Source organism: Enterococcus sp. DIV1224 (assembly GCF_050555455.1).
In the GTDB taxonomy this organism is placed as follows: Bacteria; Bacillota; Bacilli; order Lactobacillales; family Enterococcaceae; genus Enterococcus_B; species Enterococcus_B lactis.
On record NZ_CP187859.1, the window covers coordinates 2447992 to 2464420 of the forward strand.

The window sequence follows — 16429 nt, forward strand, 5'->3', positions numbered from 1 at the left end:
TGCAAAAGTCTTAGTTTAGATAAGGGAGTTTTTTGGCATATCCTTCTTTATTGACTTGTCTTGCTCTCGCAATTGCCAGCGCATATTCTGGAATATTGTCTGTAATTGTTGACCCGGCAGCAATCGAACTGTTTTTAGCTACCTCGACAGGTCCGATGATATTCGTGCTAGAACCAATAAAGCTGTGGTCGCCGACAGTCGTATGATGCTTGTTCTTTCCATCATAGTTGACGAAGACAACACCACATCCGACATTGATCTCTTCTCCCAACGTAGCATCACCAACATAAGTCAAGTGACCGACTTTCGTTCCTTTGCCGATTTGAGCATTTTTCACTTCCACAAAGTTTCCGATATGGACGTTTTCGCCAATTTCAGCTTTTGGTCGTAAATGTGCATAAGGTCCCACATCTGCATGTTTCTTGACATGGCTGCTTTCAATGACTGAGTTTTCAATGACGACGTGATCCTCAATCATACTGTCTACGATTTTTGAATGTGCCCCGATGACACAATCAGAACCGATGACTGTATTGCCTTGGATTTGTACACCTGCTTCGATCAATGTGTCTGGACCAATCTCTACGCCTGCATCGATGTATGTCGTTGCTGAATCGACAAAGCTTACGCCATTGACCATATGCATCTGGTTGATCCGCTTTCTCATGATCTCATTTGCTTTAGCTAACGCGATCCGATCATTGACTCCCATTGATTCTTCGAAATCATCTGTTTGATAAGCAGCAACTGTATTGCCTTCTTCTTTTAAGATTTCGATGATATCTGTCAGATAGTATTCACCTTGAGCATTGTTTGTTCCGACTTTGCTTAACGCATCGAATAAAGCTTCGTTGTCAAAACAGTATGTTCCTGTATTGATTTCTTGTACAAGTGCTTCTTCTGGTGTTGCGTCTTTTTGTTCCACGATTTTTTCTACGATCCCAATATGGTCACGAATGATCCGACCATATCCTGTTGGGTTTTCTGCTTGTGCCGTCAAGATCGTCGCACTTGCATTTTTTCCTTGGTGATATTCAAAAAGATTGTTCAGCGTTTCAGTAGTCAATAATGGTGTATCGCCACTGATAACTAACGTCGTTCCTTTTTTTCCTTCCAAGAAAGAAGCGGCTTGCAAAACAGCATGTCCTGTTCCCAATTGCTCCGCCTGTAACGCATATTTACTGCGTTCTCCTAGTTGTGCTTTGACTTGTTCTGCTCCGTGTCCAACGATGGTAATCACTTCATCTGGTTTCGTTTCACTGACCCGATTGATGATATGTTCTACCATAGGTTTACCAGAGACGGGATGTAAAACTTTATATAATTTTGACTTCATGCGGGTACCTTTCCCTGCCGCCAAAATAATTGCATAACGTGCGTCCAACTGCGTCACTCCTAAATATAGTTTGCTGATTTCAGTTTATCCCAGTATACCCATTTTTTCAACAAAACAAGTGATTTTCTTTCATTACGGTGTTCTTTGGATAAAAAAATAGATAGACCATAAAGGGCCTATCTATTGGGTAACCGGCGCTCTCCTACCAACCCCTCAGTCACAAGTCACACTACTCATAAAACATGAAAAGCTGTTTTTTGAAATCGTTTCTTGTGACTTAGAGTTAAACGGTAGGCTTACAACCTCTAGATAAACGGTGTTCAAAAGCCAGTTTCTCGGTATTAAGCCAAATTTATGAAAAAATGTGGAAAGCCATTTTCACAAAATTTTTCTTACTACTCGAAACTAAGCGGCTTTTTCACAACCTCTTATTCTGAAAAATAATTTCCCGGCACAACCGTGATGTTTTTCGTTTGAGTATCTACATCTTTGACATAAAGCAGTGACGTATAATCATCGATAGCGCGATGTCCGTTGAATTTCGATTCGGCAAATACAGTGATGCCAACAAGTTCTGATTCGAATTCTTCGATCAAGCTCTTCATTCCGTTGACTGTTCCGCCGCCTTTCATGAAATCATCCACTACAAGAACACGTGAACCACGTTTCAAGCTTCTCTTAGACAATTCCATTTTTTCAATTCTTTCAGAAGAACCGGACACATAGTTGACACTTACTGTTGATCCTTCTGTTATTTTTGAGTCTCGGCGTACAATAACGAATGGTGCATTCAGATAATAGGACACAGCTTGGGCAATAGGTACGCCTTTTGTGGCTACAGTCATTACAGCATCGATTTTTTCACCAAGGTATTTAGAAGCAATGATTCTCCCAACTTGACGCAGCAGTTCAGGTTCTCCTAACAAATCAGAGAGATAAACATATCCTCCTGGAAGCAGACGATCTTGTTCTGATAGACGTTCTGCTAGAGATTCAATATATTTTTTCGCCTCTTCATATGAAATTTCAGGGATGAACAATACACCACCTGCAGCACCTGGGATTGTTTCCAAGGTACCATACCCTCGTTCTTTAAATGTTTTCTTGATGATTCCCAAATCTTCACTGATGGAAGATTTAGCAGATTCATAACGTTCGGCAAAGCTTGTTAAGGAAATCAATTCATGCGGGTGATTCAATAAATACTGTGTCATGTCAACCAGACGTTCACTGCGACGTACTTTCACCTATTCCAACTCCTTTTAAGAAATTTTATCGTTTTACATTATATAAGTTTTTCTTCAAAAATTCGAGCATTTTATGAAAAAATAAGAAAATAGTTCGGTATTTATTAAAATAAAAAGAAGCCTATAAAAAATTTTTCGTTTTTATCAGGCTTCTTTTCTTTATCATTCAGTTATTTTTTCTTCTAAAGGCAACCAATATTCGTTTGATGATATTTACAATCAGGAACAAAGCAATAAAGACTAATGTGATTGTTGCTCCTGGAGGGGTATCTAGATAAAACGAGCTAGTCAATCCTGACAGCATCCCTAGAAATCCGACACAAACACTGATAGCAATCACAACATTGAAACTTTTACCTAACCGCATACCGATTGCTGCAGGAAGAACCATGATTGCGGATATCAAAAGTGCACCGGCAATCGGGATCATCACAGCAATAGCTACACCAGTAATCACATTGAACATCATTGACATCAAATGAACGGGTAATCCATCCACATGGGCGGTATCCTCATCAAAAGTCAGAACATACATCGGACGTTTGAATAAAAAAAACAATATACCGATCGCAACGAATAAGATTCCTAAAAAGATGACTTGCTCCCAAGTAATGGTCACGATCGAACCAAACAGATAAGATTGGATGCTTGTTGCAGAATTCCCGCCACTCAGATTCATTAGTACTAAAGCTAGCGCTAAACCGCCAGCCATTAAAATGGCAATGGAGATTTCCGAATAGGTTCGGTAGATCGTTCGCAGATATTCCAATATCACAGCTGCTAGCACAACGACTAGCATGGTCGTAAGTGTAGGATTAAGGTTCAAAAAGAATCCTAACGCTACCCCTGCTAAAGAGACATGGGAAAGTGTATCAGCCATCAGCGATTGTCTTCTGATCACTAAAAACACACCTAGCATCGGGGCGATCCCCGCTATGAAGATAGCCGCAAGAAAAGCTCTTCTCATGAATTCATATGAAAGCAACGCCATTGAGAATCCTCCTTTCTCACCAGTCGGATCTGTCTGTCCGCATACTGTTTGATATCTTCATGATCATGAGTGATCATTAGAACTGATTTCCCATGGACATGGGCACTATGTCGAAGAAGGCGATAAAACTCATTTCGAGACTCTTCATCCATTCCTGTTGTTGGCTCATCAAGGACAAATAAGTCAGGATCAGTAGCAAAAATACGTGCTAAGCTGATCCGCTGCTTTTGTCCGCCAGACAATTCACCTATCCGCCGGTTTCGCATATCCCACATCCCAACAGCTTCTAGAGTCCGCTGTACATGTTGATGATCTTTTTCAGAGAGACGCTTGAACCAGCGGCCTCTTGGGTATCTTCCTGATCGGACTAATTCGATCACCGTACTTGGAAAACCTGCATTGAAAGATGCAACTTGTTGGGGAATATAGCCGATACTTAATTTTTTTCCCTCTTGATTTTTCTCAGCAATCTTTATCGTTCCTTTTGAAGGTTTCAGTAATCCTAACGATGCTTTCACCAAGGTTGACTTGGCTGCTCCATTTTCTCCAGTCAAAATGACAAATTCACCCGCGTCTACATGATAGGAGACATCTTCTAGTACTGGTTCATCATCATAATAAAAGGTCAAATCAGATATTTCGATGTAACGCACCTTATAACCTCCATTCTAGACTTAATTGATACTTTCTTTTAAAGCTTCCAGATTTTTTTCCATGACAGAAATATAATTTTCGCCTGCTTTGATTTGTTCATTGGTCAAGCTTTCTAAAGGATTCAACACCTCTAACTTCACACCCGTTTCATTCGATAATGTCTCTGCCACCTTCGAAGAGGCATTTTCTTCAAAGTAAATCACTTTGATGTTGTTTTTCTTCACAAATTCTTTTAGTTCAGCTAAGCGGCTTGGTGTTGGTTCCTGATCTGGCGAAACACCTGAAATCGCCACTTGTTCTAAGTTGTATTGATTCGCTAAATAAGCAAAAGCAGCATGCTGAGTGACGAATGTGCGGTTTGTCGCATTTTTGAGTTCTTCGGAGTATTTTTGATCCAGTGCTTCAAGCTTTTTGATATAAGCATCAGCATTCTTCGTAAATATTTCCTTTTTATCTGGATATTTTTCGCCTAATTCTCCAGCAATCGTTCTGACTTCTTTTATAGCTAATACCGGATCGAGCCAAACATGGGGATCATATTCATGCGCATGATCATGTCCTTCTTCTGATTCTTCGTGTTCGTCTGCTTCTTGAGATTCTAAGCGGTCAATTCCTTTAGCTGCTTCGATCATCAAGGTCTGTTTGCTGTCCACTGAATCCTTCAACGAATCCACGAAAAATTCCATGTCTGAACTATTATACACGAAAACATCTGCATCGGAAATTTCTGCTCTTTCTTTTGCGCTTGGTTCAAAATCATGAGGCTCCGTTCCGGCAGGGATCAAAAGTTTCACGTTTCCTTCGTCCCCTACGATCTCTTTTGTAAAATCATATATCGGATAAAATGTCGTAACGATCGTCAAGTCTTCTTTTTTATCTGCTTCCTTATTCGTATTTCCACATGCTGCAAACAATAAAGCACCTATCATTACCGTAGCTGTCAAAAGATATTTTTTCATCTATATGCTCCTTTCAAATAAACAAATCGTAATTTTACGATTTATCAACGTGAATTAATGTATCAAAATAAAAAAACGCCGTCAATAGAAATCCATCAATTTCTGATTTAAACATGGATATTCTGATTAAATCGTAAAATGGATGAGTTAACACTCATGTTTAAGCTGTTCATTACAATAAAAAAACTGAAGAATCCCATTTTAGGACTCCTCAGTCTTTTCTTATCTGTTTTACTTCTTCTATTTTTATTGCAAGGTTCGTACTAAATAAACTTCTTCACAAAAACCCTTTAACCCATTATATACTCTCTGCGCTCTTGAATAATGTTGGCACAAGGCAAAAACGGTTGGTCCGCTTCCACTCATCAATGCAGCATCTGCTCCGTACTTGACCATACGCTCTTTGATTTGATGGATGACTGGATGCCGGTTTCCCGTGACATCTTCTAAACTGTTTCCCATTTTTTTGATCATCTGCTGATAATCTTGCTCTCGGATGGCTTCAACAAGTCCGTGGATATCTTGATGTTGGATAGCTTGCGTATCTACTTCCCTAAACACTGTACGTGTGGAAACACTCATTCTTGGTTTGACCAACACAACCCAGCACTGCGGCATAGAAGGTAATACTTGGATTTCTTCCCCTTTACCTCCGACAAAAGCCGTACTTCCATATACACAGTAAGGAACGTCTGTACCAACTTCCAAACCGATCTCTGCTAGCTCTTCTAATGAACAACCTAGATTCCATAATTGGTTGATCCCTCTTAAAGCAGCTGCACAGTCTGTACTTCCTCCGCCTAATCCAGCGGCTACTGGAATATTCTTCTTAACAAAGATCTTGACACCGGTTTTGATATTGTATTTGTTTTTTAATAATAAAGCAGCTTGATAAACATTGTTACGCTCATCTACCGGTAAAAATGCTTTATTTGTTTCTACAATGATTTTGTCTTCTGCTATTTCTTCAAAAAATAGATGATCTGCCAAGTCTACGCTCGACATCACCATTTCCAACTCATGATACCCATCTTGCCGTCTATATAATACATCCAGTCCTAAATTTATCTTGGCTGGCGCTTTTTCAATCAATTCCATCCTCTCACCCATTCGAAAAGTCTAAGTCGCAAGTATTCTATCATAGGGAAAAATAAAAGTATAGCTTATGTCCGCTTAGCTGTTGATTTTGTCATCGTTTCAACAGCTTTCATAGAATTTTCTCTTCATAATTCAAATAAACTCTAGTGATTCTTATAATTCTGTGAGCACTTCTTCTGCCAAACTCGGCACATTTCCTTTTTCTTTCCCTATCAGACTGAGCAGCTGCATGGTAGCAAATCCGAAATTACTTCCTTTCCGATATGCAAAGTAGCGACCTTCCCAATGATCGACATATTTTAATTTCTTTTCATAAGCAGACTGGAAGGAATAGAAAAAATTACCATAATTATATACGATATGCATGACTTTTTCTTGAAAGAAAGAAAAATCTGTTTCTCCAACATTTGCTAAAGGAGCTAATCCTAGATTTGCTTCCAGATAGCCCATTTTCTCGTATACAATGAACAAATTAGCTAATAGATAATCCGCTAATTCTTCAGGCTCTTCAGGCAAGATTCGCAGCAAATCATACCCCGCTTGTTCTTTCGTCATCGGTTGAGCGGTGATGAAGCCTACGACTTTTTGATCTTTACGGACAATACCGACGCCACTAGACAATACATAGGATTCATCAAATCGTCCCACAGAAAAGTATTTTTCTCGTGCCCCGTGAAGCCATTTTTGTGAAACTTCATTTACAGCTTGATGTAATTCTTCTGGTAGTTGGTCGTACCAAGTGAAATGGTATCCTTCTTTCATCAAACGTTGATATTCAAGTTGCTGACTCAGCCGAGACAAGTCTTCTGTCGCTAGATCAACAATTCCTGCTTCACCTACTTTCGTGAAATGAAAGCCCAATTCGTGAAGCATCACTACGTAGCTTTCTGATATCTTATAAAAAGCAAGCTGATAACCTAAACAATCTGCTCGTTTCATGAACTGATTCGTTGCTGCCCGCATCATTTTGGGATTACCAATTGGATCTCCTAAAACAAAGCATTTGTTCCCTTTGATTTGATAGCCAAAAACGACTTGGTCTTGGTCGTCTTTTTGGTAATAAAAATAACTGTATCCTGGCAAGCGAAGCTGATGGCTTGTAGCTGTGCCTCCATATGTTTCCAATAAACGGTCAAAACGTTCTTTTTCGTACTCAATGCCAAGCGTCGTAGTATCTTCTGCTAAGTATTGATAAAGCGCCACTAAAGCTAGCAATGAGATGCCCAAACCAATGAGCCCTGAGAACCACACATCATCTGAAGGAAACAAAATAAAATGGTTACCTGTTATCCGTCCAACTAAAAAGCGTCCACTATGATAACCTGCAATTGCGTAAACAATAAACAAGAAACCGAACAAGCTAGCATCAAAGAGTATAGCTCCCCAAGAATAAACGAATTTTGTTCGATAAAATTCTTTTCTAGATAACCACACAGCCAATAGAATCAAGACATATACCAATAACAATTGCCAAGATAATGTACGTGTGATCGTATTTAAAATACCAAAAGCTAGTAAAGCGATCGTAGGCAGAAATGCCTTTTTGACTTTTACTGAAAGTGCTCGAGCAAGACCGAGCAATAAAAAGCCCACTAATAGGTTCAATGTCTGGTCTAAAAAGTTGAACGAGAACGGCAATAATACCTGAAACAGCCGACTGATTGCAGACAGATTAGTGATCGTTGACAGGAGTACCATCATGATCCCTGCAAAATATACAGCACTTACGAGCACGATATGCGCAACCTTTTGGAAAAATAATCGCGGTATATTATCTAAAAATCGATTGATTTTGACTCCTGTATGTGTGATGAACAATAGAAGTCCCGTCAAAAAAGGCAGGACATAATAAAACAACCGATAATATAACAACCAAACTACTGCTACGTCTTGCCGAACAGACAATTGACTCATTCCTAAGATCATCAAAACATCAAAAGTCCCCATTCCACCTGGGACCATTGTCAACATTCCTATCAGCGTCGCAATCATGAACATAGGATAGATCGAAAACATGGAAATATCTATTCTCATCAACTTGCCGATAGTCAGAAATACTGCAAGTGCCCCCGTCCATTGTCCAAAGGATGCCAGTAGCAGACCAAGCAAGCCTTTTGGATAAAACTCAGAGAACAAGGTCTTTCTCTTTAGGTAAGCAAAAAAGAAAATGACTGGCGCTAAAAAACTACCGCCGAAAAGCCAGATCCAATAGCTCCGAAAAATACTTTCTGACTGAATAAAAAAGACATCAATAAATGTAAGAAACGACCATACAGACAAACCAGTCAGCATAAATAGTGCGACTTTTGAAACAGTCACTAAAACCATTTTCCTATTTGTCTGCTTTCCATAAAAACTAGCCCGAAGACTGGCTCCTACCAAACCACCAAAACCGGCGAGATTGTTGATCGTGTTTGTTACCCACGCAGCAAGAAGAAACTCTTTTCTTTCCATTTTTGGTTTTCCTTGTTTTTCTAAGACTCTGATCGTCACCCAATCATACAACAACATCGGAGTGACACCCAGCAGTCCAGCCAGAATCATGAGCAGGATCGTCATATGGCTTTGTTGTCCCATCCTTTGCCAAATATCTTGCCAACTCATGCCATTAGCAATATTTGCGACTTGATTTGCCACAAAGACTAACACGGAGCCGAAAAAAATCAATTTTAAAATCAGACTATGTTCCTTTATCCATTGCAGCATCAAGTATCGTTTATTTTTCACATTTTCCCATTCCTAACTTGTATACTTTTGTGTTATACCCCAATGTTATCTTATTTATTTTAATTTTTCCACTTTAGACCTGTTCTTTGCTTGCGATCACAGAAAAAGAAAGATATCCTAATGCTAAAGGAGAGGATAACATGAAAGTAGGATTTATCGGTACAGGGAATATGGCACAAGCTATTATTGATGGTTTATTGAAAACAGGAACAGTCTCGAAAGAAGAAGTGTTCGTTTCCAGTGGTCATTTTGAAAATGCACAAACATTCGCTGCTGAAACTGGCGTCCATGCGTGCAAAAGCAACCAGGAAGTTGCATCAAAATCAGATATCGTTCTTTTAGCCGTGAAACCAAAAATCATTGAAAAAGTATTGAAAGAACTAAAAGAATACAGCCAGAAGGTCTTATTCATTTCTATTGCTTCAGGAAAATCATTAACAGATTTAGAAACAGCGCTTGAAGATCCTCAGGCCTCCATCGTACGAGTGATGCCGAATGTCAATGTCAGCGTAGGAGCAGGCGTTTCTGCGATTTGCAAAAATGAAGCTGCCACGGAGGAACAGCTTCAACAAGCCACGATAATTTTTGAAGCAATCGGTAGCGTCTATCCTTTAGCAGAAGCAGATTTCAGTACATTCATCGGCCTTGCTGGCAGCTCGCCCGCATTCATTTATATGCTGATCGATGCGATGGGACGGACTGGTGTATTAAATGGTTTGTCCAAACAAACAGCAACTGAAATTGCTGCAAAAGCAATCATGGGTTCTTGTCAAAAATTCCTTTCAAGTGATAAAAATCCATGGGAACTTGTAGACCAAGTTTCTTCTCCTGGTGGTACGACCGTTGCCGGTGTAGTTGCCCTAGAAGAAGCAGGATTCATCCCAGCAATCATCAAAGGAATCAATACGACGATCGAGAAAGATCTTGAGATGTTGAATAAATACTAATAATAGCAATGTTTTTTCGTGCCTTACAAAAAAAGAAGAGCTGCGACTTTTGCCGCGACTCTTCTTTTTTGTTTACTCTTATTTAGCATAATCAGTTGCGCGAGTTTCCCGAATAACGATTACTTTGATATGTCCAGGATAATCCAGCTCTTCTTCGATTCGTTTACGGATATCGCGTACTAAACGAACAGCGTCCAGATCCGAGATTTCTTCTGGTTTGACCATTACCCGAACTTCGCGTCCAGCTTGAACTGCGTAACTTGATTCTACACCGGCGAAGCTGTTCGAAATATTTTCCAGACTTCTTAAACGACGGATGTAGTTTTCCAATGATTCACTTCGCGCACCAGGTCTTGCTGCAGAAAGCGCGTCTGCTGCAGCTACAAGGACAGAGATAACAGAAGTCGCTTCCACATCGCCATGGTGAGAAGCGATTGCGTTGATGACTACTGGGTTTTCTTTGTACTTGGCAGCTAATTCCGCACCGATCTCAACGTGAGATCCTTCAATCTCATGGTCAAGTGCTTTTCCAATATCATGGAGCAATCCGGCACGTTTTGCTAATTGGATATCTTCGCCAAGTTCTGCTGCTAAGATACCAGCTAATTTTGCAACTTCGACCGAATGCTTCAAGACGTTTTGTCCGTAACTAGTTCTGAATCTCAGACGTCCGATGATCTTGATTAAATCTGGATGAAGTGTATGGGCACCGACTTCAAATGCTGCTTCTTCCCCGTATTCACGAATACGTTCATCCATTTCTTTACGAGATTTCTCGACCATTTCTTCGATTCGTGCTGGATGGATTCGTCCATCTTGTATCAGTTTTTCCAAGGTCATTCGTGCGATTTCTCTTCGGATTGGATCAAATCCGGAAAGAACAACTGCTTCAGGTGTGTCATCGATGATCAAATCGATACCAGTCAGTGTCTCAAGCGTTCGAATATTACGACCTTCTCGTCCAATGATACGACCTTTCATTTCATCATTCGGAAGGGTAACGACTGAAACAGTCGTTTCTGAAACTTGATCTGCTGCGCAGCGTTGAATCGCTAATGATAATAAGTTTTTCGCTTTGCGATCTGCTTCTTCTTTGGCACGCTGTTCAGATTCTTTTACCATTAGAGTTAACTCATGATTCAGCTCTTCTTCAGTCGATTTCATGATGACATCTCGTGCGTCCTCTTTTGATAAACCAGCAATTTTTTCTAGTTCTTTTTGTTGATCTTCAATCATTTTTTCAACGTCTTTTTCTCGCTCTTCAATTAATTGCTGTTTTGAACTAAGTGCTTCTTCTTTACTTTCAAGTGAGTTCTCGCGTTTTTCTAACGAGTCATCTTTACGATTCAGCGTTTGTTCGCGTTGAATCAAACGATTCTCTTGAGATTTTAATTCTAACTTACTTTCTCTCAGCTCACTTTCAACTTCAGAACGGTATTTCTGATTTTCTTCCTTAGCTTCTAACAATGCTTCTTTTTTTAGAGTTTCTGCTTCTTTTTTTGCACTATCGATGATCCCAGCAGCTGATGATTGTGCACCAGCTATTTCTTTCTCGTGACGTGACTTTGCGACCATAAACCCTAAACCAAGACCGACAATTAAACCGATGATAGCGAGGAGAATGTTGAATACCATAAAATCCACCTCCATACTATCTTTTTCATTTTTATCATCTATACAGCTTCTATGATAAATTATTCTAAACTTGTCAATATGCATCTTCGCATATATGTGTACAAAAAACATGCACAACTTTATTCTAATGTTTGTACCCCGTAGTGTCAACTTTAAATAAACAAAGAAACGGCTTTCTGATTATTCATTAAACGGTGGTTTTTAGAATAAATGACATTAGTTTCATATAGGTAAACCTTTAAGTTGAGAAACTTTTTCACTAAATTACTTTTTGTAGTCGAATAGATATTTTTTATTTTATGTAGCTACTCGTATGATTAAATAACTCAAGATTTCTTTGTTCTTTATTCAATAAAAAAACGGCAGGTCAAGGAGAGTATCTACTCTTCAGACCAGCCGTTTTTATTTATGTTGTTTATTATTCTTCTTCTAAAGGTAATTCTTCTTGGCCTTTTGTATCTTCTGGGACAGCCACTTCTTCACCAATGCCATAAGCTGCTCTAACTAGAGCAGAAACTTCTGCCATCATTTCAGGATGATTAGCCATATAGATTTTAGCATTTTCTCGTCCTTGGCCAATCCGATCTTCTTTATAAGAGTACCAAGCACCGCTTTTATCAACGATGTCTTTTTCTACTGCCATATCTAGAAGTTCTCCTTCTTGTGAGATCCCTAAACCATACATGACATCTACTTCAGCGATTTTGAAAGGAGGTGCTACTTTGTTTTTTACGACTTTGATCTTTGTACGGTTACCAACAATATCTGTTCCTTGTTTCAATTGTTCTGCACGACGTACTTCTAAACGGATCGTTGCGTAGAATTTCAATGCGCGTCCTCCAGGAGTGATTTCTGGATTCCCAAACATCACGCCTACTTTTTCACGGATTTGGTTGATGAAAATAGCGATTGTTTTTGTTTTGTTGATCGAACCAGAGAGTTTACGCAATGCTTGAGACATCAAACGTGCTTGTAACCCGACATGTGAGTCACCCATTTCGCCGTCGATTTCTGCTCGTGGAACTAAAGCAGCAACTGAATCGACTACTACGATATCTACAGCCCCACTTGATACTAAAGCATCAGCGATCTCCAGACCTTGTTCTCCTGTGTCAGGCTGTGAAAGAAGTAGTTCATCGATATTCACACCTAATTTTTGTGCATATTGCGGATCTAACGCATGCTCAGCGTCAATGAAAGCGGCCGTTCCGCCATTTTTTTGTACTTCTGCAATAGCATGTAGCGCCACTGTTGTTTTACCTGAACTTTCAGGTCCATATACTTCGATGATACGTCCACGGGGGTAACCGCCGACACCTAAAGCGACATCTAACGCAAGAGAGCCACTTGGAATTGTAGAGATTTGTTGGTCGATTTTTTCGCCCAATTTCATAATAGAGCCTTTACCATAGCTCTTTTCAATTTTTTTCAGTGCAGCATCTAGGGCTGCTTTACGATCATCTGCCAATACGATAATCCTCCTTATATTTACAAATCAGAGCAACATTTCATTATCCTTATCATATCGTTTTTAGTAATAAAAAGCAAGAAAAAACCGAACAAATATTCGCATTTATCATTTTCTTAAAAGCTGTTTTCTCAAAAGATCAAATCCTTGCATAACCGCATTATATCTGATAGCCGCACGGTCTCTGGCAAAATGATATTTTTCTGAAACCACGCCATCTTTAGATGAAATAGCGATCCATACTGTTCCTGCAGGGTGACCTTCTAACATGTCCGGTCCAGCCACTCCGGTGAAAGCTACACTGTAATCTGTTCTTGCTATCTCACGTGCTTGAATGGCCATCTGCTCCACACATTCTTTGCTGACTGTTCCATATTCTGCTAATAGCTCCGGATCAATCTCCAGAAAACCAGCTTTTGTTTGGAGCGAGTAGGTAACGAAGCCGCCTGGAAATACATCAGATACACCAGCAATATCGCCCAATGCGGCTTGGAAGGCACCGGCTGTCAAGCTTTCCGCCGCTGTTACAGTCTGCTTGTTTGCTTTCAGCAGTTCCACTACGACTTTTGCTAACGAATTATCATCGCCATATCCATAAAAATATTCTCCTACTCGTTCTTGAATCTTTTCTTCCAATGCTAAAAGAGCTTGATTTCCTGCCTGAACATCCTTTGTTTTCACTGTTAGACGCAATGTCACTTCATTTGGTTTGGCATAAGGAGCGATCGTTGGATTGATCTGTGTTTCAATCAGATCTTTTAGTTCAGTGACCAGTCGCGATTCACCAATCCCATAAAAGCGCAAAACTTTAGAAATCAGTTTTTCTTCAGAAGGAAAACGTTCCTCTAGTAAAGGACGTACTTGTTCCACAAACATTGGTTTCAACTCATTAGGCGGACCGGGAAGAAGGATATATGCATGTGTATCTGTTTGATAAAAAGTCCCTAAAGCAAGCCCTGTACGATTTGGTAGAGGAACCCCGCCTTCGATGATTTGAGACTGTTGCAGATTGTTTTTGGTCATTTTTCGATGGGTTGTTTCAAAATATGCCAATAATTTTTTGTATCCTTCCGTATTTTGTATGAGAGACTTACCGAGGTGAGCCGCAGTTGCTTCTTTTGTCAGGTCATCTTCTGTCGGCCCTAATCCGCCACATAAGAGTATGAGTTCACTTCTTGTTTCAGCTAGAGCAATCAACTCTTCTAAACGCTGCTGATTATCTCCTACGACTGTCTGATAATAAACTTCGATACCTAGATCAGCTAGCTGTTCTGACAAGAAAGTGGCATTCGTATTCACGACTTGTCCTAGTAAAAGTTCTGTTCCGACAGCTATTATTTCTGCTTTCATTACTTCCCGCTCCCTTATATAGTATACGCTGTACTTATATATTTTTTTATTTAAAAAGAGGGCAAGGCTGATCCATGGACCAGCCTCTCCCCAGTTCTTTTTTCATTATATGATCAAATTATTTTCGCTTTATCAAGAACCGACGAATCTGACCATCCACAAAACAATACCTACATTGATCCTTTGAACACGCCGCTATTTTTGATGAAGTAATCCGCACCTGAATAGATAGTAAAGATCAGACAAGCATAAAGCATGATTTGGTCTACTGGAATACCGATCAGATTGAATGGGATATTATTGATAAACAGCAAGATAATAGCAACCATTTGTGTAGCCGTCTTGACTTTTCCCGGCCAAGCAGCAGCCATGACTTCTCCATGTTCGACAAGTAGTAAACGTAAGCCTGTGACGGCTAATTCGCGGCAGACAATAATCGCGACTACCCAACCTGGGGCCTTTCCCTGGTCAACCAACATGATAAAAGCGGTCATAACTAGCATTTTATCTGCCAGTGGGTCCGCAAACTTGCCAAAGTTAGTGACAAGACCTCGTGCACGGGCAATTTTTCCGTCTAACCAGTCTGTGATGCTGGCTAATGCAAAAATAACTGCGCCTACTAGCTGCGTAACAGCCAGTGTGGTGTCCCCTACGTTAAGTTGTCCCCAATCTAACGGTAATCCTACAACCAAAATGAAAATCGGGATCATACAAATTCTAAGTACAGTTAATTTATTTGGTAAATTCACATTATCGACTCCTTTCTTCCCTATTCTACGTGACTATCCGCGAAGTTTCCACCGATATTATTTACTTTTCCGAACGAATTTATTCAACGGAGCATTTTTATTGAAATTGATCTTTTGGAAATAACGAAGAAGGACCGCGACACAGATTTGTCACGATCCTTCTTTTTTATGCCTACAAGTAAATAGATGAATAAACTCATTTGTACGATCACTCTGCGTATTGGAGAGTCAGGTTCACATTTTTAGGACTCTGATTGTTTTCCCCTGGATTAACTGGTACGGATTCTCCATTCGCTTTGATCGTCGCATTGCTTGCTGCACCGATCGTAATGGTCGCATTGGCCGCTGTTTCCGGTAACACGGTACTTTGTGTTTCATTTGCTGCCAGTGTGCCTTGATAAACATAAGCATTGTCTACTAGTACACCGATCCACACACGATTGACAGCGGTAAACTCAAGAGTGACAGGCTTGGTAGCATCTGTAATATTTACTGCGATGGCACTACCGGAATCCTCTCCTGCAGCTATTGCCATTTTCTTTTCTTCACTTGATTCTGTTGTTGACTCTACTGTAGAAGACTCTTGGGTCTGCGTGCTTTGCTCTGAGGAAGAGGACTCCTCGACTGATCCTTCTACTTTGAGCGAAGAAGCTGTATCGCCGATTATTGGATCAGCTTGACGATCTTGCCAAGTCATATAGCCTACGACAACGACGATCGCCAAAGCAACCAATCCTAATAAAATGACAGGAAGACTTGTCCAAAAACGACTTGGATGCGATTCTTCTTGATGTATTGCTTTTCTGGAAGTACTTACTGTTTCAGGCTGCGGACGTTCAGGGACCGATCCTGTCAATTTGCTTTTTCCATCAAAAACATCGACTAAATGGTCTCCATCTTCTCCTACAGCTTCAGCATATTGCCTAATAAACGCCCGTACGTAAAACTTACCAGGCAATTGATCAAAATCATCATTGTCGATTGCTTCCAAATAACGTTTTTGAATTTTTGTAATCTGCTGTAATTCATCTAAAGATATCTTTTTATTCAGGCGTGCTTGCCGTAATTTTTCTCCGATGGTTTCAAAAGCCACTCGTTCATCTTCTCCAGTCTGTTTGATTCTCCGAAGCATCTGCTGTTGCAATGAAAGACGTTATGTTTGGGGGCTGTGACAAAAGTCGTGTCACAGCTCCTTTTTCCGAATAAACGGCGTTCTCCTGCCAATTCCTCGGTCAAAAGTCACAATATCCATAAAACATGAGCAGCTG

13 protein-coding genes are annotated in these 16429 nt (G+C 40.1%); 1 reads left to right on the top strand and 12 read right to left on the bottom strand.

Annotated features, from left to right (window positions below; genetic code table 11):
• Nucleotides 1-10 precede the first annotated feature (10 nt).
• From glmU to mprF, 7 genes are all read right to left on the bottom strand, one after another.
• Nucleotides 11-1384, bottom strand: coding sequence for a bifunctional UDP-N-acetylglucosamine diphosphorylase/glucosamine-1-phosphate N-acetyltransferase GlmU (gene glmU, locus IGK53_RS12065; protein WP_002293070.1), 1374 nt, complete (start codon nt 1382-1384; stop codon nt 11-13).
• A 380-nt stretch (nt 1385-1764) separates the two neighbouring features.
• Entirely contained in the window at nt 1765-2583 is an 819-nt protein-coding gene (purR, locus tag IGK53_RS12070) for a pur operon repressor (protein WP_002287345.1), read from the bottom strand.
• A 166-nt stretch (nt 2584-2749) separates the two neighbouring features.
• On the bottom strand, nt 2750-3574 hold the full coding sequence (locus IGK53_RS12075) for a metal ABC transporter permease (protein WP_002287344.1): 825 nt from the start codon (nt 3572-3574) through the stop codon (nt 2750-2752).
• Nucleotides 3547-4227 (bottom strand): metal ABC transporter ATP-binding protein, encoded by a 681-nt coding sequence (locus IGK53_RS12080; RefSeq protein WP_002293071.1) that lies wholly within the window; start codon nt 4225-4227, stop codon nt 3547-3549. The genes IGK53_RS12075 and IGK53_RS12080 overlap by 28 nt, the downstream gene beginning before the upstream one ends.
• A 21-nt stretch (nt 4228-4248) precedes the next feature.
• A complete protein-coding gene (locus IGK53_RS12085; protein WP_002293072.1) occupies nt 4249-5187 on the bottom strand; it encodes a metal ABC transporter substrate-binding protein in 939 nt (312 codons plus the stop codon).
• A 246-nt stretch (nt 5188-5433) separates the two neighbouring features.
• Nucleotides 5434-6285, bottom strand: a complete 852-nt coding sequence (ispE, locus tag IGK53_RS12090; RefSeq protein ID WP_002293073.1) for a 4-(cytidine 5'-diphospho)-2-C-methyl-D-erythritol kinase — start codon at nt 6283-6285, stop codon at nt 5434-5436.
• A 153-nt stretch (nt 6286-6438) separates the two neighbouring features.
• On the bottom strand, nt 6439-9012 hold the full coding sequence (mprF, locus tag IGK53_RS12095; RefSeq protein WP_002293074.1) for a bifunctional lysylphosphatidylglycerol flippase/synthetase MprF: 2574 nt from the start codon (nt 9010-9012) through the stop codon (nt 6439-6441).
• Between the two features lie 140 nt (nt 9013-9152).
• On the opposite strand from mprF, the gene proC reads away from it, so the two are divergent.
• A complete protein-coding gene (gene proC, locus IGK53_RS12100; protein WP_002293075.1) occupies nt 9153-9959 on the top strand; it encodes a pyrroline-5-carboxylate reductase in 807 nt (268 codons plus the stop codon).
• A gap of 78 nt (nt 9960-10037) precedes the next feature.
• Here the strand turns inward: proC and rny are convergent, their stop codons facing one another.
• From rny to IGK53_RS12125, 5 genes are all read right to left on the bottom strand, one after another.
• Nucleotides 10038-11594 (bottom strand): ribonuclease Y, encoded by a 1557-nt coding sequence (rny, locus tag IGK53_RS12105; protein WP_002287336.1) that lies wholly within the window; start codon nt 11592-11594, stop codon nt 10038-10040.
• A gap of 418 nt (nt 11595-12012) precedes the next feature.
• Nucleotides 12013-13062, bottom strand: coding sequence for a recombinase RecA (recA, locus tag IGK53_RS12110; RefSeq protein ID WP_002293077.1), 1050 nt, complete (start codon nt 13060-13062; stop codon nt 12013-12015).
• A 108-nt stretch (nt 13063-13170) separates the two neighbouring features.
• Nucleotides 13171-14412 carry a competence/damage-inducible protein A gene (locus tag IGK53_RS12115; protein WP_002293079.1) on the bottom strand — a complete coding sequence of 414 codons (1242 nt, stop codon included), beginning with the start codon at nt 14410-14412 and terminating at the stop codon, nt 13171-13173.
• 170 nt (nt 14413-14582) lie between these two features.
• A complete protein-coding gene (gene pgsA, locus IGK53_RS12120; RefSeq protein WP_002293081.1) occupies nt 14583-15161 on the bottom strand; it encodes a CDP-diacylglycerol--glycerol-3-phosphate 3-phosphatidyltransferase in 579 nt (192 codons plus the stop codon).
• 208 nt (nt 15162-15369) lie between these two features.
• The gene (locus IGK53_RS12125) at nt 15370-16293 is read right to left on the bottom strand and encodes a RodZ domain-containing protein (protein WP_002310444.1); all 924 of its coding nucleotides are present in this window, start codon (nt 16291-16293) and stop codon (nt 15370-15372) included.
• Between the last annotated feature and the right edge of the window lie 136 nt (nt 16294-16429).